The organism is Enterococcus sp. LJL120 (genome assembly GCF_054871765.1).
Window position 1 is genome coordinate 110,088 of record NZ_JBTXLV010000009.1, and the last position, 22,881, is coordinate 132,968.

General features: G+C 39.5%; 19 protein-coding genes. 6 read left to right on the forward strand and 13 right to left on the reverse strand.

Annotated elements, in window-relative coordinates; translation table 11 throughout:
• Window positions 1-28: 28 nt before the first annotated feature.
• The 7 genes from ACYSNU_RS15135 to ACYSNU_RS15165 all read right to left on the reverse strand — a co-directional run bounded on the left by ACYSNU_RS15135 (window position 29) and on the right by ACYSNU_RS15165 (window position 5,652).
• A complete protein-coding gene (locus ACYSNU_RS15135) occupies window positions 29-934 on the reverse strand; it encodes a magnesium transporter CorA family protein (RefSeq protein WP_461738030.1) in 906 nt (301 codons plus the stop codon).
• A gap of 100 nt (window positions 935-1,034) precedes the next feature.
• Complete coding sequence (locus tag ACYSNU_RS15140; RefSeq protein ID WP_461738031.1) at window positions 1,035-1,889, reverse strand: Nif3-like dinuclear metal center hexameric protein; 855 nt, start codon at window positions 1,887-1,889, stop codon at window positions 1,035-1,037.
• 36 nt (window positions 1,890-1,925) lie between these two features.
• The gene (locus ACYSNU_RS15145; protein ID WP_461738032.1) at window positions 1,926-2,333 is read right to left on the reverse strand and encodes a PTS sugar transporter subunit IIA; all 408 of its coding nucleotides are present in this window, start codon (window positions 2,331-2,333) and stop codon (window positions 1,926-1,928) included.
• Window positions 2,330-3,502 carry a neutral/alkaline non-lysosomal ceramidase N-terminal domain-containing protein gene (locus ACYSNU_RS15150; protein WP_461738033.1) on the reverse strand — a complete coding sequence of 391 codons (1,173 nt, stop codon included), beginning with the start codon at window positions 3,500-3,502 and terminating at the stop codon, window positions 2,330-2,332. The genes ACYSNU_RS15145 and ACYSNU_RS15150 overlap by 4 nt, the downstream gene beginning before the upstream one ends.
• A gap of 72 nt (window positions 3,503-3,574) precedes the next feature.
• Window positions 3,575-4,384, reverse strand: a complete 810-nt coding sequence (locus tag ACYSNU_RS15155) for a PTS system mannose/fructose/sorbose family transporter subunit IID (protein WP_461738034.1) — start codon at window positions 4,382-4,384, stop codon at window positions 3,575-3,577.
• Entirely contained in the window at window positions 4,377-5,156 is a 780-nt protein-coding gene (locus ACYSNU_RS15160) for a PTS mannose/fructose/sorbose/N-acetylgalactosamine transporter subunit IIC (RefSeq protein ID WP_461738035.1), read from the reverse strand. Before ACYSNU_RS15160 ends, ACYSNU_RS15155 begins: the two co-directional genes overlap by 8 nt.
• 16 nt (window positions 5,157-5,172) lie before the next feature.
• On the reverse strand, window positions 5,173-5,652 hold the full coding sequence (locus ACYSNU_RS15165) for a PTS system mannose/fructose/N-acetylgalactosamine-transporter subunit IIB (RefSeq protein ID WP_461738036.1): 480 nt from the start codon (window positions 5,650-5,652) through the stop codon (window positions 5,173-5,175).
• 175 nt (window positions 5,653-5,827) lie between these two features.
• Here ACYSNU_RS15165 and ACYSNU_RS15170 point away from each other — a divergent pair, with 175 nt between their 5' ends.
• A complete protein-coding gene (locus tag ACYSNU_RS15170; RefSeq protein WP_461738037.1) occupies window positions 5,828-8,530 on the forward strand; it encodes a sigma 54-interacting transcriptional regulator in 2,703 nt (900 codons plus the stop codon).
• 79 nt (window positions 8,531-8,609) lie between these two features.
• Here ACYSNU_RS15170 and ACYSNU_RS15175 read toward each other — a convergent pair whose 3' ends face one another.
• Window positions 8,610-9,266, reverse strand: a complete 657-nt coding sequence (locus ACYSNU_RS15175) for a deoxynucleoside kinase (RefSeq protein ID WP_461738038.1) — start codon at window positions 9,264-9,266, stop codon at window positions 8,610-8,612.
• Between the two features lie 259 nt (window positions 9,267-9,525).
• Between ACYSNU_RS15175 and mvk the strand changes: the two genes are divergently transcribed.
• The 5 genes from mvk to ACYSNU_RS15200 all read left to right on the forward strand — a co-directional run bounded on the left by mvk (window position 9,526) and on the right by ACYSNU_RS15200 (window position 14,195).
• A complete protein-coding gene (gene mvk, locus ACYSNU_RS15180) occupies window positions 9,526-10,458 on the forward strand; it encodes a mevalonate kinase (protein ID WP_461738039.1) in 933 nt (310 codons plus the stop codon).
• A complete protein-coding gene (gene mvaD / locus ACYSNU_RS15185) occupies window positions 10,455-11,429 on the forward strand; it encodes a diphosphomevalonate decarboxylase (protein WP_461738040.1) in 975 nt (324 codons plus the stop codon). The genes mvk and mvaD overlap by 4 nt, the downstream gene beginning before the upstream one ends.
• A 98-nt stretch (window positions 11,430-11,527) precedes the next feature.
• Window positions 11,528-12,610, forward strand: a complete 1,083-nt coding sequence (locus tag ACYSNU_RS15190) for a phosphomevalonate kinase (protein ID WP_461738041.1) — start codon at window positions 11,528-11,530, stop codon at window positions 12,608-12,610.
• Between the two features lie 3 nt (window positions 12,611-12,613).
• Window positions 12,614-13,660, forward strand: a complete 1,047-nt coding sequence (fni, locus tag ACYSNU_RS15195; protein ID WP_461738042.1) for a type 2 isopentenyl-diphosphate Delta-isomerase — start codon at window positions 12,614-12,616, stop codon at window positions 13,658-13,660.
• A 154-nt stretch (window positions 13,661-13,814) separates the two neighbouring features.
• Window positions 13,815-14,195: an OsmC family protein gene (locus ACYSNU_RS15200; RefSeq protein ID WP_461738043.1), complete on the forward strand. Its 381-nt coding sequence runs from the start codon at window positions 13,815-13,817 to the stop codon at window positions 14,193-14,195.
• Window positions 14,196-14,282: 87 nt separating this feature from the next.
• Here ACYSNU_RS15200 and adhE read toward each other — a convergent pair whose 3' ends face one another.
• From adhE to ACYSNU_RS15225, 5 genes are all read right to left on the reverse strand, one after another.
• Window positions 14,283-16,871: a bifunctional acetaldehyde-CoA/alcohol dehydrogenase gene (gene adhE / locus ACYSNU_RS15205; protein ID WP_461738044.1), complete on the reverse strand. Its 2,589-nt coding sequence runs from the start codon at window positions 16,869-16,871 to the stop codon at window positions 14,283-14,285.
• 228 nt (window positions 16,872-17,099) lie between these two features.
• Entirely contained in the window at window positions 17,100-17,381 is a 282-nt protein-coding gene (locus tag ACYSNU_RS15210; RefSeq protein ID WP_461738045.1) for a post-transcriptional regulator, read from the reverse strand.
• Between the two features lie 97 nt (window positions 17,382-17,478).
• The gene (yajC, locus tag ACYSNU_RS15215; protein ID WP_265459747.1) at window positions 17,479-17,823 is read right to left on the reverse strand and encodes a preprotein translocase subunit YajC; all 345 of its coding nucleotides are present in this window, start codon (window positions 17,821-17,823) and stop codon (window positions 17,479-17,481) included.
• Between the two features lie 81 nt (window positions 17,824-17,904).
• The gene (tgt, locus tag ACYSNU_RS15220; protein WP_265459746.1) at window positions 17,905-19,050 is read right to left on the reverse strand and encodes a tRNA guanosine(34) transglycosylase Tgt; all 1,146 of its coding nucleotides are present in this window, start codon (window positions 19,048-19,050) and stop codon (window positions 17,905-17,907) included.
• Between the two features lie 470 nt (window positions 19,051-19,520).
• Complete coding sequence (locus ACYSNU_RS15225) at window positions 19,521-22,181, reverse strand: calcium-translocating P-type ATPase, PMCA-type (protein ID WP_461738046.1); 2,661 nt, start codon at window positions 22,179-22,181, stop codon at window positions 19,521-19,523.
• Window positions 22,182-22,881: the final 700 nt, after the last annotated feature.

The window sequence follows — 22,881 nt, forward strand, 5'->3', positions numbered from 1 at the left end:
CATTCTGATTAAACCTTATTTTAAGTCTCTATTTTATCCGCCGCCACAAAATAATCAGTAGCCACAGGGATAGTCCTAAACTGATAACCACCACAATTCCCCAGCTAAAGGCTGAATTAGTAAAAGGCAGGTCCATGTTCATGCCGAAAAAGCCGGTGACAATTGTCGGAATAGTCAGTAGTAAAGACCAGACCGTTAACAATTTCATGGTGTCGTTCAAATTATTATTCAATAAATTATTGTAAGTGCTGGAAAGCTGACGCAGGATGTCGGCCGCCATTTGCGCCATGCTGTCGGCCTGCTTGGCTTCGACTAGCGCATCATCCAGTTCTTCTTTTTCATTGGCCTTCATTTTGCGATAGACCTCCAACGTTTTGATGGATTCCAAGAGCATCGCATTTTGTTTAGTGGCCGTCACTAAATAGACCAGCCCTACAGAAAGATCTGACAAGGCAATCAAATTTTTATTAGTGGTATGGTTCCGCAAGCGATCATTTAATAAAATCCGCTGGGCCGTGATTTCCTCCAGTAGCGGAAAATAGCTTTCACTAATCGACAAGAGACTGTGAAACAGCAAGCTGTAGATGCTTTGATCGGGATGTTGATGCAAAATGCCTTCAATCATCGGTACGATAAACTCGTTTTCCTTCATTGTGAAGGTGAAAATATTTTCTTCTTTTAAAATAAAAGTGATTGGCTTTGTCATATAATGATTGTCCGGTTGTTTTTTAAAGGGGACATTGAAGACTACCAATAAAGTAGCCTCATCGCCATCATATTCCACTCGCCCTTGCTCATGGCGGTCCAGCGCATATGCCAAAATTTCATCGGTGAGCTGGTATTTTTCCTTTAAATCGGTAATCGTATCTGAATTGTGACTGCTGATTTGAATCCAATTGCTTTTGCCTTGATTGAATTGACGGCGTTTTTCCACTTTTTTCACCTCAAGTTCAATTATAAAGGAGAGGGGCACTTTATACAAAAAAGAAAGAGCCCTATAGTTTTACTGGCTCTTTCTGATTCTTTATTTTTTCCTAAGGCGTGATATAGGTGTACATGTCTCCCGATTGAATAAAATGAGCTGGGACTTTTTCACCTAGAGCCTCATCGAGATATTCAAGCATATATTCCATACCAACTTCTTCAGTGTTGAAGTGGCCGACAGTTAAAATTGCTTTATCTTGATTAAGAAAGCTACGGTCATGGATGTTTTCAGTTAAAGTATAATCTATTAGTTCCAACGCAATTAGTAGCTCAATTTTTTCTTTTTCAGCCAGAGTGATTAGTTCACGATCGTGCTCCCCCATTACATGGGCACAAATGAAGGTCTTGCTCACCTTCGTCTTAGAGTTTCCGATTATCTTTGCCCCATTTAAATTAAGTTTTTGAATAAAATCGTTGGCAACTTCTTCGACAGTCGTTTCAGGTAACAAAAAACTTGTGACTAATTTTTTGTCCTCTTGAATATAACTTTCCCAGCCTAGTTTCTTGGCTAAGCCATAAAAAATTCCGTCCACATACCCTGCCCCATTTAGAGGAAAACCTGAATGAATATAATCATGATTACGCCATACCACAATCTTGTTTTCTTCTAATAATTGTTTCTTTTCGAGATATGTTTCGTTCTCTTTGAGCCAGTCAGTACGATCTCCATGATTCCAGAAAAGAGCTTCATGACAAATTATTAAATTGGCATTCAATTCACCAGCTTTTTTAATTACCTCTGCTGAAGCCCAGCAGCATGTTACAATCCCAGTGCATTCTATGTCTATTTTTTCGGAGCCAAATAGAACTTTGTCTCTAGTTGTCTCTTCATCTATTATTTGACCATTAAAATCAATTCCAGAGTAATACCCTTTTAATTTCGTAATAATTTCGTTAATTTTCAAAGCACTTCACTCCTTTTGTACATAACAAAACAATCTTTACTCATCATCGATATTTACAGTTTCTTCTAACTTAATTTGTACAATCTGGTCCTTTGCTTCTCGAATCAATTCGTCAATTTTTTGATAACTTAACTTTTGATCTGTAGCTAACACGATTGACAGGACTATCGGCAAGTTAATCCCACTTACCAAAAAAATATTTTCTTGTTTTAGATAAGGATAAAACTTTTGGGTCACGCTGCCTGAAGCAATATCCGTAAAAATGACTAATTCATCATCTGCAGATAGTGGAATGAAATCGTTGATTTCATCAGACTGTAATTCATTGTTATCCATATATGCCGATAAAGCACTAATATCATAAGTTGACCCAGTAAAAAAATTGACTGTATCCTTAATACCCTCAGCCATACTCCGGTGGGTGGCTATTAAAAATTTCCTCATATTTTGGACATCCTTTCAACTATTTTTTCTGGTTCACCTTCAGGAACCAACGAAGCGATTGTCTCGTATGTTTTTCCGTATAATTCCTTCTCCATAAAATACATGTGAAAATCATTTGTATACCCGAGAATTAGCGCGATTTCAGGAGTATAACTATCTGCTACTATCTCGCCTAATTTTGAAGACAATTCCCCCGGAAAGGTTATTAAGATAATCTCCCCAAAATCAATCTTCACCATCTCTACGTCCATATGCACATGCTTTGTCATTAATTTACTTTCAAGGGCACTCTTTTCAGATTTTTTCAGTTTAATTTCATCAAAGCTAAGTGTCTCTGGCGCATTTAGAATGCTGTCAATCCTAGTTAAGGACTCATGATAAGCTGGAAAGTTAGTTTGATTATCATAATCGATGATGTAAGAAAATGCCTGGATCTGCTGATAATCCATCGTAATCTTTTTGAAATCCTTCGCATCTATAATTTGGCTTGTGATTCCTTTTACCACTCGACTTAATTCAGCGAAATCATTCCCTTGCCGGTTATGCCGATTTGAGACATCCCCACAAGCTCCTGGAAAAGCATAATAAAGTACACCGAGTTCTTGATAACAGGTTTCTCTGATACTGCCAATCAAATCCTTGGAAATCCAAGTATTTTCTGGACCAACTACAGTTGAATGCACATTTATATTTAGCATACCTGCTATAATTTTATCTTCAGAATTGATAAAATTTAGAATCCATATTTTATTATTATACTTTTTTCTTGCGTCTATTCGATTGCTATAGAACCCTTGACTGGTTGTTTCACATATTTCCGCAGATACCTGTTGTAGATTCTCTCGTAATTGATTAACAGATTCTTGGATTTTTTTAATCGACCAAGTAAAAAAGCAACTATTTTCATTGTCGTCTGGAATCTTTATCATCGTATCAAAACCACTTGGCCCTGAATGTGTATGAGTTGCTTCAACAAAAATCTGATTCATGGGAATTTTATTTTTGCGAGAAATTAATTCTCTTAACTTGTCTGCTCGATCTTTTGTGACAATGACCACGTCTACACTGACAAAAAGAATTTCAGTACCATTTGATTTTAATAGTAACATAACTGCTTCAGGATCATCATGTATCCCTTGCGCCTCTTGCAGTCGAGGATAACCTGGCATATAAACTTTATAACCGGTTGGGTTAATTGATATTTTTTTAATTGCTACTTCTATCAGATGACATCTCTCCTCTTAAACTGTAAATACCCCTAAAAAAGCTCCCAACAAAGCAACTGCTATTACCAACAGAATAATCGTCGTCATTTTAATATGTTTTTTAGACATTAAGAAATAGATTAGCCCTACTAAGAGAACCGGAAGTAAAGCTGGTAGTATTTGGTCCAGCATTGACTGCAGTTCAAGTTCAACATCTCCATTTTTAAATACAAAACCCGTAGAGAGTTTAATCGTAGTAGGAATAATCGCTCCAACTACAGCTAATCCGAGAACAGAAATTGCATCGGTAAAAGCACTTAGTTGACTCCCCATCTGCGTGATTAACTTGGCTCCTTGTTTATAACCAAATTCATACAAGCTAGGACGAATAAATAAAGACAAGCCGTAAATTAACACCCAGATAAAGACACCAATCGGGCTACCTTCTTGGGCCATAGAGGCTGCAATAGAACCAAGTATAGTTGGTAGCATTGCCCAGATAATAGTATCACCAATTCCAGCCAAAGGTCCCATCAAACCAACTTTCAAATCTTGAACGGCTTCCAAACTGTTCAATTTCCCCTCATCTTCAACTGCTAGTGCAGCACCTAGTACAATATTAGCAATCCAGGGATGCGTATTGAAGTATTTATAATGGTTTTCAATTGATTCTAGTAAGTCATCATCATTGTCATAAATTTTTCTTAATGCTGGAAAAAGTGCATATACTACACTAGGCGCCATCTGAGTTTCATAGTTGAAAGTTGAAACTCCGATAAACCAGCGATTACCAACCTTTTTTAAATCTTTTTTTGTTAACACACCGTTTGTATTTGGATTATTCATCTTCCATGTCAACTCCTATCACTTGTTGATTATCTCCACTACTATTAATAACTCTTTTATAAAATTCAAATGCTAAAGCTGCTCCGATGATTGCAACACCTAGGACCGGTGTTCCTAGATAAGCTGATAAGACAAAGCCGATTGCTAAATAACTCCATAGTTTCTTAACAGGCATATACATTAGCAGCATGGCAATACCAACAGCCGGTAACATTCCACCAGCGACTTGTAAGCCACTTGTAAACCAATCCGGTAAGAATTCTAACAGCTGACTAACGACACTAACACCTAATGTAATTGATAAAAAGACTGGAACGGCAGCCGTCAAGCCCATCGAAAATGTCGATACAAGAGTAATTCTTAACATTTTTCCGAAATCTTTTCTTCTTGCATACTCCATCGCTTTTCTCGTAATAAAACCATTAAATAATTTCCAAATAATATCCAGCTGAACACCTAACATTCCTACAGGTAGTCCCAAAGCTAGACCGGCAGCAATTCCTTGACCAGTAGTAACCGCAATTGTTGTAGTAATAATTGCTGCTACGGGATAATCCGGCATGGATGCTCCTCCAACAGCCACAACACCTAAAGACATTAGTTGTAAGGTTGCCCCTACTGCTAACCCTGTACTAACATCACCTAAGATTAAACCTGTCAAAAAGCCATAGATTACTGTGTTAAAAGCAGTTATCTGAGTAGTCCCCCACTCAATCACTTTCACATACGCCAGCAAAGTAATTAAGATAATTTGAAGTATTGATAATTCCATATGTCCTCATCCTTTCTTATAATAATGAACTCAACTTGATGTCTTTATCTGATGGAACAAACTTAACTAAAATATTCGTACCTTTTTCCAATATTTTTTTATATGTCGAAATTTGTTCTTGCTCGACGTAAGCTCTTTTCGAAGCCTTGATGCTATCTTCTTTTTCGGAAACAACTGTGCCCCCTAAAACTAATTCCGGAATGGTAATAGGAATTTCCAAGATATTCAAAAATATCTCAGGTGTTTTAGCAATTACAAATACTTTTTGATTATCATATTTGCCAGCTTTAAAATTTGCTAACGCTGTTTCCTCAGTAATGATTGAGATTGCCATACCACTCGGTCTAGCTAATTTCATACTCTCTTTTAAAATTGGATCGTTAGCCACATCATCATTGATTACCATTACTCGGCTAGCACCCGATTGCGGTGCCCACTGAGTGGCCACAATTCCATGTAGCAATCGATTATCAACTCTTGCTCCTACAACTGTCATAAATTTTTCCTCCAATTTCCTTATTTGATTATATATAAGCAAGAAGCATGCCAACTCCCAAACACCTTTTATTGCAGTGTAATCGCCACCTCAATGGACACTAAATCTTTTTTTGGACACTATTTACGCTTTACTATAGATGTGTTAGCATAAATTTTGAAAGGGGATACATCCAATGGAAGATCAAATACTAACTATTTTAGAAAAATATTTCGATGCGTCGTTCGTCGATAACTTAGATGCCAATATCTTAGCCCAAGAATTATCTATAAGCAGGAATCGGGCTTCTAGCTATTTGAATCAGCTAGTCAAAGATAATCTCGCTATTAAAATCAATTCTCGACCCGTCCTTTTTTTCCCTAAGAAAAAAATAGAATTAGCTTTTAACAACTTATTACTTAAAACAGAATTCGATACCCTAGAGGAATTAAAACGGAATCTCCAAACTCATAATCAAGATCCTTTTTCAGAGGTAATTGGTCATGCATATAGTTTGGCAAACATTATTTTCCAATGCAAAGCTGCTGCAGCGTATTCCAAACAAGGTTTGCCAATTATGTTGGTGGGAGAGTCTGGCACAGGAAAAACATTTTTGGCCGAAAAAATTTATCAATATTCCAAATATGAAGGGCAAATAAAGGTCACTGCACCATTTATCCATATCAATTGTAGTGAGTACGCAAATAATCCAGAGTTGTTTTTAGCCAATTTATTTGGCTTTGTCAAAGGAGCTTATACTGGTGCATATAAGGACACTGCAGGAATTATCGAAGAAGCGAATCAAGGCTATCTTTTTTTGGATGAGATTCATTGTCTGACTCCTTCTTGTCAGGAAAAATTATTCCAATTTATGGATACAAAAAAATATCATCGATTGGGAGACAACGAAAAATGGCATACAGCTGAGGTCAGATTCCTCTTTGCGACTACGGAATATCCTAGCGATAACTTTTTAACCACATTTTTAAGAAGAATTCCAGTGATTTTAACAGTACCTAGCTTAGCTGAACGAACTCATCATGAAAAACTTTCCTTAATCTCAAATCTAATTCAAAGAGAAGAGCAAAAGGTAAATAAAGAAATTAAAATTAGTAACCAACTTATTGAATATCTACTAAAAGCGACATTTGCAGGAAATATTGGCGAGTTTAAAAATATCCTGCGTCTAGCAATTGCTAAGGAGAGTTTTGCATCGTCTGAAAAACAGATTAATATCGACTTAAGTGATTTAATAAGTACCCATCAAGAGTCAATACCACAAGACTCCTTCCGCCCACTAACTTATCGAGGAGCCACGGATTTAGTTGCCGTTGCACAAATCTTTTCTCCTTGGACTACTTTGGTGAAGGAACTTGAGCTGAATTGCTTAGAAATAAACGAGCCTTCCGATCGACAACAGTTAAATCTATTCTTTAAGAAAAACTGGGAGCTTTTTAAAATATATTTAGAAAATTCTCCTGTACCTGTGGCTTCGAAGCCAACTGACTGGATTCAGCAATCAAAAAAAATTTTCAACCAACAGTTTGAGATGGACGACAGCAGTTTCTATTCTTTCGCTGAAACTAATGAAGATTTCCATAAATTGCTCTATATCTTGGATCGGCTTTACAATGAGGTCTCAGATGAGATTGAGGTGAAGCAATCATTTTTTCAAGATGTAATAATAAAACTGGATATCCAACTAAACAAGCAGCTCCAATTATCAACTGTTTTAGCTGATCGTTTAAATTTCCCAAATACATTAATCTTAGAAGTAGCTAAACTCTGTTTGTTAAGCTATATCGAGATTTTCTCAATAAGCAGTACACAAAATGATTTTATCGGCTTGATTATGGCCCATGGAAAATCTGTGGCAACAGAAATAGCAAAGACTATCAATCAATTATTGAATAGTTATCTTTTTGATAGTATCAACCTCCCTTTAGACGCAAATTCAAAAGAGGCCTTGCTCTATTTAGAGAAATGGCTTAGTTCTAAAAAAACTGCAGAAACGATAGTTATCATGTCCGATATGGGGAGTTTGGCAAGTCTGAAGGATAATCTCACTGAAATTCATTCAAACATCCTGTTTATTGACACAATAAATCCACCTGTCGGTCTCACGATTGGCAATGATTTGTTGCAAAAGAGTCATATCACATTAATTGAAAGTAATGCTCATGAAGCAGCATCAGCTTTTCAGACGCAGATTGTCCAAAAAAGCACTAAAAATAATACTATTCTCTGTTCTTCGGCTGCCGGTCCAGAAACAGATAAAAAAATAAAACAAATCTTAGAAAAAGCCTTTCCTGAAAATTCTAAGTTATCCGTCCACACTATCAACTATAATGAATTGGCAACAGTTGGCCTTTCACAGTCATTTCTAGAAAATAATGAGATAAAATTTATTATTGGTACCCTTGATCCAAATATTTCTCATATACCATTTATTTCAATTGGAGATTTAATTGCAAATAATTCTTTATCTTTTTTAAGCTATGTATTATCTGATATTTTTACCGATAAGGAACTGCGTCTATTAAGTAAAAATCTCTTAAATGAATTTGCATTGACTAATTTGGTTAATGAATTAACTATTTTAAACCCCGTGAAACTCCTCTCACTGGTTACAAAAGCAATTGATGATATCCAAAATATTTTAAAATTTACTCTCCCAATCAACACTAGCTTTGGATTGTACATCCATACATGCTGCATGATTGAAAGATTAATTCGTACGATTGATGAAGAAATCGAATCAACAGACCAACAAGCTGATTTCGATCAGACCTTCTATCAAAAATTTAAAGAAGCTTTTTTACCTATAGAAACTTTCTACTCTGTTGCAATTCCATACGAGGAAGTCAACTATATAAAAAACTATATTTATAATGAGTAAAAAAAAACAAGATAGCCTTTTTCTTCAGGCCATCTTGTTTTTTGCTCTTATATAAAAAAACAATCCAGTTTCAGCGATCTTAAATCACAACATTCCCGCGAATCTCCGCCAACTTTTCCTCCACTAAGCGCATCACAAATTCCTGCGCTTGAGGGTCCTCCACAAAATTATGGCGGTCGCCATCAATTTGAATTTTAGGACTTTCATTGTAGTTGTCGTACCATGAATCATAGCGGCGATTTAATTCTTCATAATAATCATACAAGCTGGGATCAAACTCCAGCTGTTCGTATTCTCGGCCCCGCTTTTGAATTCGTTCCAGCATCGTCTTAAAGGAGACTTTGATGTGAACCAATAAGTCTGGGTGCTTCTTTTCTGAAGCAAAGGGCAGTTCTTCCATCATGTTGGCCAATAATTCGTCGTAGACCTTGACTTCAGTTTCCGTTGCCCGACCTAAATCGGCATTTAAATGAAACAGTAGTGAATCTTCATAGATTGAACGATCCAAAACATTATCATCATCCTTCATCGCCTGTTTGATACTATCAAAACGACGATTCAAAAAATAAATTTGTAGTAAAAAAGCATATTGTTCAGGGTTGGCATAAAATAATGGCAACACCTCATTATCATCAATGGATTCATAGAAGGCTTGACTGTTTAACCGTTTGGCCAACATCGCTGTCAAACTAGATTTTCCTGCCCCAATCGTTCCTGCTAATACTATCACGCTCATTAACCTCCAGCTCTCTTCTTAAAAAGTTTCCACACAACCAACTTACTATACGCCCTTCGAAAAAAATCGTCAATCGCAAATACTTTCAAGAAAGGCTTATTTTTTATTAAAAATTTTTGGGATTCCCTTAATGTTTGTAACTTTTACTTGTCAGAATCCAAAGACCTAGCATAAAATAGGAAAGCATGGTTTCTTACAAAATTGAAACATTACCAAAAACTTCCCTAAAATGGAAGCTAAATAAGGAGTCTTTCTTGCAATGGAAGCAGTAGGTCTTGGCAAAGCAACAGGAAAAATTATTTTAATGGGAGAACATTCTGTCGTATATGGCGAACCGGCGATTGCGATGCCGTTTCTCGCGACCCACATTCAGACACAAATTACGGATGGACCAGAAAACTCTCTCGACTCTATTTATTTTTCCGGCAAGTTGGCCGATGTGCCCGCCCCTTTGAAAAATATTCAAGCATTAATCACGGCTTTGCAGGAAAAATTCCAGCAGCAAACGGGCATTCATTTGGAAATTACCAGTACCATTCCGGCTGAACGAGGCATGGGCTCCAGCGCAGCAACTGCCGTGGCGATTACCCGGGGCTATTTTGACTATCAAAAAACTGATTTGTCTGATCAAGAATTATTGGACTTTGTCAATTTATCAGAAAAAATTGCCCACGGAAATCCCAGCGGTATTGATGCGGCCGCAACCAGCGGACCAAATCCTCTTTACTTTATTAAATGGCAGGAATTAAGTTCCTTTCCAATGAATGTCGATGCCTATTTAGTCGTCGCAGACACGGGTATTAAAGGAAAAACCCGTGGAGCCGTAGCCGATGTTGCTAAACAATATCAAGAAAACCCAGCAGTACCAGAGCTTATTCACATTTTAGGGCAATTAGCCAAAGATGCGAAACAAGCAATTATTTCAAATCAACCCGCCTTACTAGGCAGCTTGATGACAAAAGCTCATCGCAATTTAAAAGCCTTAGGTGTCAGTAACGATGCCCTTGATTTATTGACGGACACGGCGATTGCCAACAACGCCCTCGGTGCAAAATTAACCGGTGGCGGCCGAGGTGGCTGTCTGATTGCCTTAGCAGAGGATTTAGCGACTGCCAAACAAATCGCCGCAGCCCAAGAAAAAGCCGGCGCCAAACAAACATGGATTCAAGGATTAGGAGTGTATCAAAAATGAGACAGGGAAAAGCCCGCGCCCATACCAATATTGCTTTGATAAAATATTGGGGCAAAGCCGATCAAGAATTGATTATTCCAATGAACAGCTCACTTTCGTTAACCCTTGATGCCTTTTACAGTGAAACGCAGGTCACTTTTTCAAAAGAGTTTACTGCCGATAGTTTCTATTTAAACGGCGCTGTCCAAAGCGCCGCTGAAAACAAAAAAATTATTCAATTTCTAAATCGCGCCCGCAAGCTCGGCAAGACGACTGACTTTGCCAAAGTCGAGAGCCAAAATTTTGTTCCGACAGCAGCCGGCCTCGCCTCTTCAGCCAGCGGATTAGCGGCTTTAGCCGGGGCTTGTAATGAAGCTCTAGATTTACAGATGACGCCGACTGAATTGTCCCGCTTTGCCCGAAAAGGCAGCGGTTCGGCCTGTCGCAGTATCTTCGGCGGTTTTGCAGAATGGCAAAAAGGCGATTCCGATGAAACGTCTTTTGCTGTGCCGATTGAAGCTGCTGGTTGGGAAAACGAATTGGCGATGATTTTTATTTTAATCAATGACCAACAAAAAGATGTCTCCAGTCGTGATGGCATGCAACGGACGGTGGAGACTTCGGTTTTTTACGACGGCTGGTTGAAGGCCGTCAATGAAGATATTGAAACTGCCAAAAAGGCAATCGCTCAAAAAGATTTCAAATTGCTTGGAGAAACCACAGAAGCTAATGGATTAAAGATGCACGCAACAACTTTAGGTGCACAGCCGCCATTTACTTATTGGTCTCCGAACAGTCTGGTGGCGATGAATCGCGTGCGGGAGTTGCGGACAGCGGGCTTTGACTGCTACTTTACGATGGACGCTGGACCCAATGTTAAAATTTTAACCAAAAAAAACCAAGTTCCCGCTCTGATAGAGGAATTGAAACAAACTTTTTCTCCGGAACAAATTATCAGTGCAGCAGCTGGTCCCGGTTTAGAAATTTTATAAAAGATTAAACTATTAAGTATAGAATAGCCATGATGAGTTGTTTGTTAGATGTTAGACTGCGACAACTGCCAAAATTTTTTTACAAAGGAAATGAGAAGATGATTGAAGTATCTGCCCCAGGAAAATTATATATTGCCGGTGAGTATGCGGTTGTCGAAGCAGGTCATCCAGCAATTATTGTTGCTGTCGACCAATTTGTCACAGTCTCAATGAATGAAGCCAAACGCAACGGCAGCATTCAATCTGGCCAGTACAGTGATTTGCCTGTGCGTTGGACCCGCAAAAAAGGCGAGCTTGTCTTAGATATCCGGGACAATCCCTTTCATTATATTTTGGCGGCGATACGCCTAACTGAAAAATATGCTCTAGAGCACGAGACCACTCTGCGCTTTTTTGATTTAAAAGTCACCAGCGAACTGGACAGCTCTAATGGCCGCAAATACGGCTTAGGTTCCAGCGGTGCAGTGACGGTAGCGACGGTCAAAGCTTTAAATGAGTTCTATCAGCTAAACTTAGATCGGCTGACCATTTTTAAACTGGCAGCCCTAGCCCACCACGAAGTAGCCAGCAATGGTTCCTGCGGCGATATTGCCGCTAGCTGCTACGGCGGTTGGTTAGCCTTCTCAACCTTTGACCACGATTGGCTGGCAGAAGCTTATAGCCAGCATTCCGTTGCGGAATTAGTCGCGATGGACTGGCCGCAATTATCAATTCAGCCTCTGCAGGCGCCAAAAGATTTGCGCCTGTTAATCGGTTGGACCGGCAGCCCGGCCTCAACCTCCGATTTAGTGGATCAGGTCCATCATTCTAGAGAACAACAGCAGCAGCGCTATACGCAATTTTTAGCCGACAGCAAAGCCTGCGTGGAAAAAATGATTGAGGGCTTCCGCCAAAATAATATTAAACAAATCCAACAGATGATTCGTAAAAATCGTCATCTCTTGCAGGAATTAACTTCGATTACTGGCGTGGTGATTGAAACGCCCGCTTTAAAACAGCTCTGTGATTTAGCCGAAGAAAATGAAGGAGCTGCCAAATCTTCAGGCGCTGGCGGCGGTGATTGTGGCATTGTGATTACCAGCCAAAAATCTGGGATTTTACCTTTGATGAGCACTTGGGAAAATGCCGATATCACTCCTTTGCCACTACATGTCTATTTTTCAGAAAAACGAAAGGATTAACCGATGAATCGTAAAGACGAACACGTATCATTAGCAAAAGCTTTTCATAAAGAACATGCCAACGATTTTGATGCGGTCCGCTTCCTTCATCATTCCTTACAAGGAGCCGACGTGGACCAAGTCAATTTGGCAACCACGGTCGGTCCCTTTGCTTTGACTTGCCCTTTTTACATCAATGCCATGACCGGCGGCAGTGAAAAAACTGGTAAAATCAATCACGACCTAGGCTTGATTGCCAAAGAAACCGGTCTGATGATTGCCACCGGCTCCGTCAGCGCTGCCATTAAAGATGAAACGTTGTGGCCGACATTTACTTCCTTAAGAGAAAACAATCCCGATGGAATCGTTTTGGCTAATGTCGGGGCTGATGCCGATTTAGAAAAAGCTAAAAAAGCCGTCACTGGCTTAAAGGCGGACGGCCTGCAAATTCATTTAAATTTGCCTCAGGAATTAGTGATGCCCGAAGGCGACCGCCATTTTGAACAATGGTCGGCTAGTTTACAGGAAATTGTGCATAACTTAGACGTGCCTGTTATCGTTAAAGAAGTCGGCTTCGGCATGTCCCGGGAAACGATTGCTCAGCTACTCGAATTAGGCGTTAAAATCATCGATGTTGCCGGCCAAGGTGGCACCAGCTTCACACAAATCGAAAATGCCCGTCGCCCCAAAAGAGAGCTGGCCTATTTAAATAATTGGGGCCAATCGACCGTTATCTCCTTATTAGAAGCTAACGAAGTGGTTTTCCCAACAGATGCTACCCTGCTGGCCTCCGGCGGCGTTCGCAACGCCTATGACATTTTCAAGGCACTTGCCTTAGGTGCTCAAGCAGTTGGTGTTTCCGCAACGATTTTAAATTCGTTGCTCAAAGATGGCGTCGACAAAACGATTGAACTCTTAACCAGCTGGCAAGAGGAACTGCGGTTACTCTTCTCCCTTGTGGGTGCTAAAAATCTGCAAGAGCTGCAGCAAAAACAAGTCATTCTCTCCGGCCAACCCAAAGAATGGGCTGAAGCAAGAAATATCGATTTAAAAAAATATAGTATGCGCTAAAGCTGATGGTATTGCATCAGCTTTTTTGCTGCTAAAAATTTAATCCTCCTAGGTTATCTGGAAAATCTTCCATTCAGATTAGTTGTTTTCTGCTTAGGACTATTTGTATAATGAATGAAAATAAATTCTTGAACAAAAGTAAAGGAGCTTCTCCATGGAAATTAAATTAATTAACGATAACCTTGAAGTCATTCATCCAGATGGCAATTGGATTTTGAAAAAGGACGTAGGCTATTCACCCTTAGAAACCCTCGTGATTGCCATTGGCGGTTGCAGTGCCGCCGTTTACCGCCAAGTTTTGACCAACTCGCACATTGATTATCATATCGAAACCGTTCAGCTGGCTTATACTCGTCAAGAAGATGGTAAAACACGGCCACTAGCATCCGTCACGGTTACCTTCTATTTAAAAAATGTCTCTCCTGAACAGCAAGCCAAGGCCACTCGAGCAATTCGCTTGATTGAGCGAAATTGTCCAGTCGTACAATCTTTGGACCCTAAGATTCAGGTGAATGAAGTTGTGGTGTTTGTTTGACCCGTGTTCTATCCTTAAAAAAGTTAAGACTAAAAAAATTCCTGAAGGATTGCTCCCTCAGGAATTTTTGTATTTCAGATTTAAACTTTACCCATTATAAGCATCCACAATAATTTGTTTCAGTTCGCTGATTAATGGTTCTTTTGGATTTGCTGTTGTACATTGGTCTTCATAAGCCAATTCAGCCATCCGGTCAACGGTTGTATCCAAAGTGACTTGAGTTACACCTTGAGCTTTCAAGTTCATTTCGATACCGACAGATTGACCTAATTCGAAGACAGCAGTTGCTAAAGCGTCGACTAATTCTTGAGTGTTTTTACCTTTAAGGCCTAAGAATTTCGCAATATCTGCATAGTCAGTGTCCGCTCTAAAGAAATCATATTTAGGGAACATCGCATGTTTTTGCGGATCTTTCGCATTGTAACGGATGATGTGTGGCAATAAGATTGCGTTTGTCCGTCCGTGAGGAATGCCGTACTCTCCACCAATTTTGTGGGCAACAGAGTGACAAATTCCTAAGAAGGCATTTGCAAAAGCCATACCAGCCATTGTTGATGCATTATGCATTTTTTCCCGTGATTCCATATCAGGCGTTTTCACAGATTTTTCTAAGTAATCAAAGACTAATTTGATTGCTTGTAAGCTTAAACCGCGAGTGTAATCAGATGCCATAACAGAAACATATGATTCAATTGCGTGTGTTAAAACGTCCATCCCTGTATCAGCCGTTACTGAAGCTGGTACTGACATGACAAATTGAGGGTCCACGATGGCAACATCTGGTGTCAAAGCGTAGTCAGCTAAAGGATATTTAACGTGTGTATCACTATCAGTGATTACCGCAAATGGTGTTACTTCAGAACCAGTACCAGAAGTTGTTGGGATACAAACAAATTGAGTTTTCACTGGTTTGTCAATTTTGTAGGTCCGTTTGCGAATATCTAAGAATTTTTGTTTTGCGCCGAAGAATGAAGTATCTGGGTGTTCATAAAACATCCACATGCCCTTCGCAGCATCCATTGCAGAACCGCCACCTAATGCAATAATCGTATCAGGTTTGAAATCAACCATCATTTTAGTTCCGGCATAAACTGTATCTGTTGAAGGATTTGGTTCAACATCAGAGAAAACTTCAACTTTAACATCATTTGAGCGACGAGCTAACACTTCACGAACCGTATCACAGTAGCCGAATTGCACCATGCCTGGGTCACAAACAATCATTACTCTTTCAAGATTTTCCATCTTTTCAAGGTATAATAATGAGTTTTGTTCAAAGAAAATTTTTGGTGGTAATTTGAACCATTGCATGTTGTTTCTCCGTTTCGCCACAGTTTTGACATTGATTAAGTTAACAGCGGACACGTTACGGGAAACTGAATTCCGGCCGTAAGAACCACAACCTAATGTTAATGAAGGAATCATTTCGTTGTAAATATTACCAATTCCGCCTTCAGCTGATGGCGTATTAACTAAGATCCGGCAAGCTTTCATTCGAATACCAAATTGAACTTGCAGGTCTTCATTTTCAGTATGGATAACGGCTGTATGGCCTAAGCCGCCTAATTCCAACATTGCTTCACATAAATCAAAAGCGTCTGCGGTAGTTTTAGCTTTCATCATCGCTAAAACTGGAGAAAGTTTTTCACGGGATAATGGATATTCCGCTCCAGCACCTTCAAGTTCAGCAATCAGCATTTTCGTTCCGCTTGGCACTTTAATGCCAGCCAAAGCTGCAATTTCTTCTGCTGAATGACCAACGATTGATGGATCAACGGCATATTTGCCTTCGTTCATCACAGCATCTTCTAATTTGCTTAATTCATTTGGTTTTACAAAGTAAACTTGATGCGCTTCAAATTCAGCTTTTACTGATGCATAAATTTCTTTATCGACAATGACAGCTTGTTCAGAAGCACAAATCATACCATTATCAAATGTTTTTGAAACGATTAAATCATTAACGGCCCGTTTCACTTTAGCTGTTTTTTCAATGTAAGCAGGAACGTTACCAGCACCCACGCCCAAAGCTGGTTTACCAGTTGAGTAAGCTGATTTCACCATGCCAGGTCCGCCAGTTGCTAAAACAATTGCAACGCCAGGGTGGTTCATCAACATTGAAGTTGCTTCAATTGATGGTTGTTCAATCCATTGCACACAGTTTTCTGGAGCACCAGCGGCAATCGCTGCATCTCTGACGATGCGAGCTGCTTCAGCCGAACATGCTTGAGCGCTTGGATGGAAAGCAAAAATAATTGGGTTTGCAGTTTTTAAAGCAATCATCGCTTTAAAAATAGTAGTTGAAGTTGGGTTAGTTGTTGGTGTAACACCACAGACAACTCCCACGCCGCCAGCAATTTCAATTAAACCTTTTTGTTTATCTTCGCTGATGACACCAACTGTTTTATTATCTTTGATGCTGTTCCAAATATATTCAGAAGCATACATATTTTTAATTGCTTTATCTTCAACAATTCCCCGGCCAGTTTCGGCTACTGCCATTTTTGCTAATGGCATATGTTGATCTAAAGCCGCCATTGCCATTTCATGTACAATGTGGTCAATTTTTGCTTGGTCAAAAGTTTCTAATTCTTTCAAAGCAACATTTGCTTTCAATGCTAACTCATCGATGACTCCTTGAACATCTACTTTTTCTTCTGTAATTACTTTAGCCATGATAGTCCTCCTAAAATTTATCTTCAAAAATTTCTTGTTAACTATTTCACATACATAATATACAACATCATTTTAGGTTTGTAAATAGTTTTTTGTGATTATTTTCACTAGAAATTTTACTTCAAGAAAGACTGCTATCATAGGAATTGCGAGCTAACAACAAAGATACCGTTTTCAAAAGAGAAAATTTTCTTTGTTATATATTTTAAAATTTTTTTAACAGAAAACTTAGAATAAATCTGAAAAATCATCCAATTCAGCTAAGGTTTTTGCGGAGGTTTGAATTTTAAGCTGCTGATAATCAAAAAAATCATTGGCAGTGACTTTTTTTAAATCCTGCAAACGCGCATGCAAATCATTGATTTTGCGGCGTTTCCAACGATATTCAAGTAAAAATTCTAATAATTCAGGCTGCAGAATTTCTTGATAGCCAGCTCTTGTGAAAGATTGAATTTTCTTTTTTACGGCCTGTTTTAAAATAATTTTTTGTATCCAAGTTAGCTTCGCCAAAATTATTCCCCCTTCTTTACATGCGATTATAAAAACAAAAAAAGCTTCAGCACAAAAAATTTGCCTGAAGCTTTCGTAGATCAGTAATGTTGCTGATTTAGTTTTTGGTTTCAGTATCGTCAGTTGTTTCTGGTGTTTCTTCGATTACTTCAGTCGCTTCTGCAACTGTTGCAACTGGTTCAGTCGCTTCAGCAGATTTAACTGTCCGAATGGCGCTCTTTTCAAATTCTAAAAAGATTCCTTCACAGTCAATAATAACTGTACTCGGATTAATTTCTGATAACACACCATGCAACCCGCCGATTGTAACCACTTTATCACCAGGTTTCATCGCTGATAATTGATTTTGCCGTTCCTGCTGCTGTTTCTTTTGGCTGCGGCTCATAAACCACCACATTGCAACCATCGCAACTAAAAGGATTAAAGGCATAAGTCCTGCCATGTATTCTCACCTCGCTTTTTTTGTTCACAAGAATAACTGTAGCAAAAAAAAACGGTTTACACTAGTCTTTCCGGTGATTTTTTAAAAACTTTTCGCATTTACTTTGTTAAAACCGTACTCTTCAAAAAAGTTAGCCCGAAATTCCAGCAAATTATCATCCATAATTGCTTGGCGAACTTTTTTCATCAAGTCTAATAGGAAATACAAATTATGATAAGAGGTCAAACGAATGCCAAAGGTTTCATCGCATTTAATCAGATGACGGATGTATGCTCGGCTATAATTTTTACAAACATAGCAATCGCAATTATCGTCAATTGGACCAAAGTCTCGGGCAAAGGTCGCATTTTTAACAACTAAGCGACCGTGGGATGTCATACAGGTGCCGTTGCGGGCAATTCTTGTCGGCAATACACAGTCAAACATGTCAACGCCACGAATCACACCATCAATCAATGAATCTGCAGCACCAACCCCCATCAAGTAGCGAGGTTTATTTTCCGGAATCAACGGTGTGGTAAAATCCAACACCCGATTCATTTCTTCCTTGGGTTCTCCGACAGATAATCCGCCGATAGAATAGCCAGGAAAATCCATGCTGACTAAATCTTGGGCACTTTGTTTTCGTAAATCCTCAAAGCCAGCCCCTTGGATGATTCCAAATAAGCCTTGTGTTTTAGGATTGGCATGAGCCTTTAAGCCCCGCTCAGCCCAGCGGGACGTCCGTTCCACTGATTTTTTAACGTAATCGTAGCTTTCATCAAAGGGCGGGCACTCATCAAAGCTCATCATAATATCTGAGCCTAATTTATTTTGAATATCAATGGCCTTTTCCGGTGATAAAAACATCTTTGAGCCATTCAAATGATTCTTGAAATGCACGCCTTCTTCAACGATATTGCGCATATCCGCCAAAGAAAAAACTTGAAAACCGCCAGAATCCGTTAAAATCGGCTGATCCCAGTTCATAAATTTATGTAAGCCGCCTGCCTCTGCCACTAAGTCTTCCCCAGGGCGCAACCATAAGTGATAAGTATTGCTTAAAATAATCCCGGCGCCCATCTCTTTTAATTCCTCTGGCGACATGGTTTTAACTGTCGCTAAAGTTCCCACCGGCATAAACATCGGTGTGGGAAATGTGCCGTGGGGGGTAATTATTTCCCCTAAGCGCGCACCTGTATGCTTTTCTTTTTTGATTAAACGGTAACGAATTGCTGGTTCCGTCATTGAGTCCCCTACTTTCTGAAACGATTTAAGAATTTGTCTTGGTGATACCGGGTCATTAGTTTTTTACAAATAAAATCTCAAGCTAGTTGGGCCTTGCTTTTGCGGTCATCCAAACCTCTCAGCGCAGGTTTATACTATTTAATAGTTTTCTGCAGCTACTATTTGTAAAAATTTGATTTTATTTTATCTAATGCACAGTCCCACATTGAATAAAAAGGCTTTTACTATGAACAATTACTTTGCCCTGCAAAATAATCAGCACTTGAAGAAGCCAGCTTTAATCCAAGTTAGAGCAAATGTCAAACTGCACTAATCATACTTGCTTTTTTAAGCCATTGCAAGAGCCCTTGCCTTTCTTAAAAAAAGGGCAAGATTTAGCGGCTTCCTTCTATATTAATTGGCAAAAAAATACCTGAACTCTTTTTAGGCATTCTCTTTAGGAGAAATTTAAAAGAGTCCAGATATTTCAACTAGTCTTCTTCAACGATGACTGAGCTAGTGCTATCGTCCACTTCTGGTGCATTGTGGAATTTAATCATTTCATTAACAAAAATCGGCACAATCGACAGCAGTCCCACTAGCAGCCAGTGATTCAAACTAATGTGAACTAAGCCAAATAAACCTTGCGTGAATGGCAGTAAAGCAATCGCTGTTGTAATCAAGATAGCCAGAACCGCCATTTCAAATAAAGATTTATTGGTTGAAAGTTTAACTTGGAAAATCGACTTAGTGCTGCGGACATTAAAAACATGTAGGATTGACGAGTAAGCTAGCACAAGGAAAGCGACTGTCTGACCAACATCATGGCTGGCTTCAACCCAAGGACTAATCGTATCCACGAAGCTACCTAGATAGAAACCAAAAAGGGCAACCACGGTGAAAATCGCAGCGTTGACAGCAATTTTCTGCCATAATCCACGAGCAAAAATCCCCTCATTTTTGGGAATCGGCGGCTCATGCATAATTCCTTTTTCCGCAGGTTCACGCCCTAAAGCAAAACCTGGCAGACCATCTGCCACAACATTGACGAAGAGCAGCTGCACGGCCGTAAATGGTGCTCCCCAGCCCAACAGCATTGAAATCAACACAATAAAAATTTCTGAGATATTACAGCTCAACAGGAAATTCACCGCTTTGCGGATATTCCGATACACCGCCCGGCCTCGAGCTACTGCATCGACAATCGTCGCAAAATTATCATCGGTTAAAATCATATCCGCGGCACTCTGAGCCACATCCGTTCCAGTAATCCCCATCGCAGCTCCGACATCGCTGGCTTTTAAAGCCGGCGCATCATTGACGCCATCCCCGGTCATCGCTACAACAGCGCCGGTTTTTTGCCACGCCTTGACTATACGGATTTTATCCTCCGGCGTTACCCGAGCGTAAACAGAAAAATCTTTCACCCGTGATACTAATTCATCATCGGACATTTCCCGCATTTTCGCACCGGTAATGGCTTCGGTTTTTTTCTTTAAAATACCTAATTCTTTGGCAATCGCACTAGCCGTTACAATGTGGTCTCCGGTAATCATAACCGTCTTGATGCCGGCCCGCTTTGCCCGCTTGATGGCACCTTTACTTTCAGGCCGGGGCGGATCAATCATGCCGACTAAGCCAGAAAGCTTCAAATCTTTTTCTAAAGCTTCAGAGGTAATCTCTTGCGGCATTTCATCATATACAGCATAACCGACAGCAATCACCCGTAGTGCCCGTTTACCAAAACGGTCATTTACAACAGCTGCCTGCTCGACATCACCATAATGAAATCTTGGCAGCAGAACATCAAAGGCACCCTTTGTTACCGACAAATATTTTTTCCCCATCTTGTGAACGGTGGTCATCATTTTTCTTTCAGAATCAAAAGGCAGTTCTGCCACACGGGGAAATTCTTCTTCTAATTGAATCTTAGTGTGGTAATTTTCCTCCACCGCCCGCACGATGGCTGCTTCGGTGGGATTTCCTTTGACAATTAAATCATCATTGTCATATTCAACGATGACATCGGTACACAGCGCCGCCATTTTAAGCACTTCCATCGCTTCTTCAGTCATGGCATCTTCAGTATCTGTTACTTCATCGCCGCGGGTCCAAACCCGCCGCACCCGCATTTTATTTTGTGTCAGTGTACCGGTTTTATCCGAACAAATCACACTGGCGGTTCCCAAAGTTTCAACTGCGGGCAGCTTGCGGATAATCGCATTTTTCTTGGCCATCCGCTGTACGCCATAGGCCAGCGTCAAGGTCACAATCACCGTCAACGTTTCCGGCACGGCAGCAACAGCAAGTGACACTGAGGTCATAAACATTTCCAATAACGGTTCACCCTGCAGTTCACCGATAATAAAAACTAAAGCAGCGGCCGCTAAAGCAACGATAGAAATTCGTTTACCTAATTGATTTAAACGAATTTGTAGCGGTGTTTTACTGGTCGTTTCATCATTTAGCAGTCCGGCAATTTTCCCCATCTCCGTCTGCATACCCGTTGCAGTAACTAAAACTTGTCCCCGACCGTTGGTTACTGTGGTGCCTTTATAAACCATATTAATGCGATCACCTAAAGGCGTGTCCGCATCAGCAACAAATGTAAAGTCCTTCTCAACGGCTTCACTTTCCCCCGTCAAAGAAGCTTCATCCAGCCGCAGCTGATTGCCTTGAACAATCCGTCCATCAGCAACAATCATCGCACCATTTTCTAAAACTAAAATATCCCCCGGCACGACTTCTTCGGCATCAATTTTTTCCACTCGGCCATCTCGTTTGACCAGCGTTGTCTGCTTATTCATGTCCTGCAAGGCCGCCAAAGATTTCTCAGCATTCCCTTCTTGAACAATCGTCAAAACCGAATTAATAATAACGATAGCGATAATCAAAATACCTTCAAAATAATCGCCATGATCTGTCGCAATGGCTGTATAAAAAGAAATAACGGCGGCAATAATCAAAATGATTGTCGTAAAGTCGCCTAAGCTATGTAGAAATTTTTTCGCTAAAGAATCCTTCTTCGCTTCTTCAAACTGGTTGCGGCCGTATGTGCTCAAACGCTTTTGTGCTTCTTGACTGCTCAGCCCAGTTTCTATCGTGGTATTTTCTGTGAGAATCTCTTCAATATTTTTTTCGTATAATTCCATCCTATTCCTCCAATTTTTTTCAATTTTTATGCCATTCACTGAAAACAACTCCACAGCCGTCGGTAATTTTCTGCTAATCAGCTTTGTTTTATCAAAAAATACTTCCCAAAAATATATTTTGATAAAGTTGCTTCCTATATTAATGTAGCACGTTTCAAAGGGGTTGTTCAACAAAAATGATTGAATTTAATCAAACCGCAAAAGAATTTTGTTGAAAAAAAGTACAATTTTGCTTATAATTTTCTATTTGCAAACGCTTTCTTTTTGTGCTATACTTTAAGCATAAGGAAGGAGGAACTATTAGTAAGAATGGAAGAATTTCTCGATCAAGCAGAAACAGTAAACAACAAATTGTTAGTTGAACAAGATTCACCAAGCATTATACGTGTAGGGTATTTATCGCAACCTTAAAATAGTGAATGCGTATCACCGAAATGAGCAGCATCATCGCTCAACTAGAAGTAATTTTATACGTAACAAAGAAGGCAATGCAGCAACAAAAAAGTGAATAGTATTTAAGACAAACGTGTTAATCTTTATTAATGAACCAAATTTTTGTTTATAAAATAGAAATTCAAACAATACTTTGCATGTGTAAGAGCATCAAGTACAAATAAATTCTTTCTTACTAATATCCTTCCGAAAAGTATTAAAGCTCGGCCATATCGAGGGGCCGAGTTTTTTTGTGCTGTTTTACTAA

Bases quoted from the DNA above. Each gene is read 5' to 3' on its own strand.
- ACYSNU_RS15145 (WP_461738032.1), bottom strand. From the start codon at position 2,333: ATGAGGAAATTTTTAATAGCCACCCACCGGAGTATGGCTGAGGGTATT.
- ACYSNU_RS15150 (WP_461738033.1), bottom strand. From the start codon at position 3,502: ATGCCAGGTTATCCTCGACTGCAAGAGGCGCAAGGGATACATGATGAT.
- ACYSNU_RS15155 (WP_461738034.1), bottom strand. From the start codon at position 4,384: ATGAATAATCCAAATACAAACGGTGTGTTAACAAAAAAAGATTTAAAA.
- ACYSNU_RS15160 (WP_461738035.1), bottom strand. From the start codon at position 5,156: ATGGAATTATCAATACTTCAAATTATCTTAATTACTTTGCTGGCGTAT.
- ACYSNU_RS15165 (WP_461738036.1), bottom strand. From the start codon at position 5,652: ATGACAGTTGTAGGAGCAAGAGTTGATAATCGATTGCTACATGGAATT.
- ACYSNU_RS15170 (WP_461738037.1), top strand. From the start codon at position 5,828: ATGGAAGATCAAATACTAACTATTTTAGAAAAATATTTCGATGCGTCG.
- ACYSNU_RS15175 (WP_461738038.1), bottom strand. From the start codon at position 9,266: ATGAGCGTGATAGTATTAGCAGGAACGATTGGGGCAGGAAAATCTAGT.
- mvk (WP_461738039.1), top strand. From the start codon at position 9,526: ATGGAAGCAGTAGGTCTTGGCAAAGCAACAGGAAAAATTATTTTAATG.
- mvaD (WP_461738040.1), top strand. From the start codon at position 10,455: ATGAGACAGGGAAAAGCCCGCGCCCATACCAATATTGCTTTGATAAAA.
- ACYSNU_RS15190 (WP_461738041.1), top strand. From the start codon at position 11,528: ATGATTGAAGTATCTGCCCCAGGAAAATTATATATTGCCGGTGAGTAT.
- fni (WP_461738042.1), top strand. From the start codon at position 12,614: ATGAATCGTAAAGACGAACACGTATCATTAGCAAAAGCTTTTCATAAA.
- ACYSNU_RS15200 (WP_461738043.1), top strand. From the start codon at position 13,815: ATGGAAATTAAATTAATTAACGATAACCTTGAAGTCATTCATCCAGAT.
- adhE (WP_461738044.1), bottom strand. From the start codon at position 16,871: ATGGCTAAAGTAATTACAGAAGAAAAAGTAGATGTTCAAGGAGTCATC.
- yajC (WP_265459747.1), bottom strand. From the start codon at position 17,823: ATGGCAGGACTTATGCCTTTAATCCTTTTAGTTGCGATGGTTGCAATG.
- tgt (WP_265459746.1), bottom strand. From the start codon at position 19,050: ATGACGGAACCAGCAATTCGTTACCGTTTAATCAAAAAAGAAAAGCAT.
- ACYSNU_RS15225 (WP_461738046.1), bottom strand. From the start codon at position 22,181: ATGGAATTATACGAAAAAAATATTGAAGAGATTCTCACAGAAAATACC.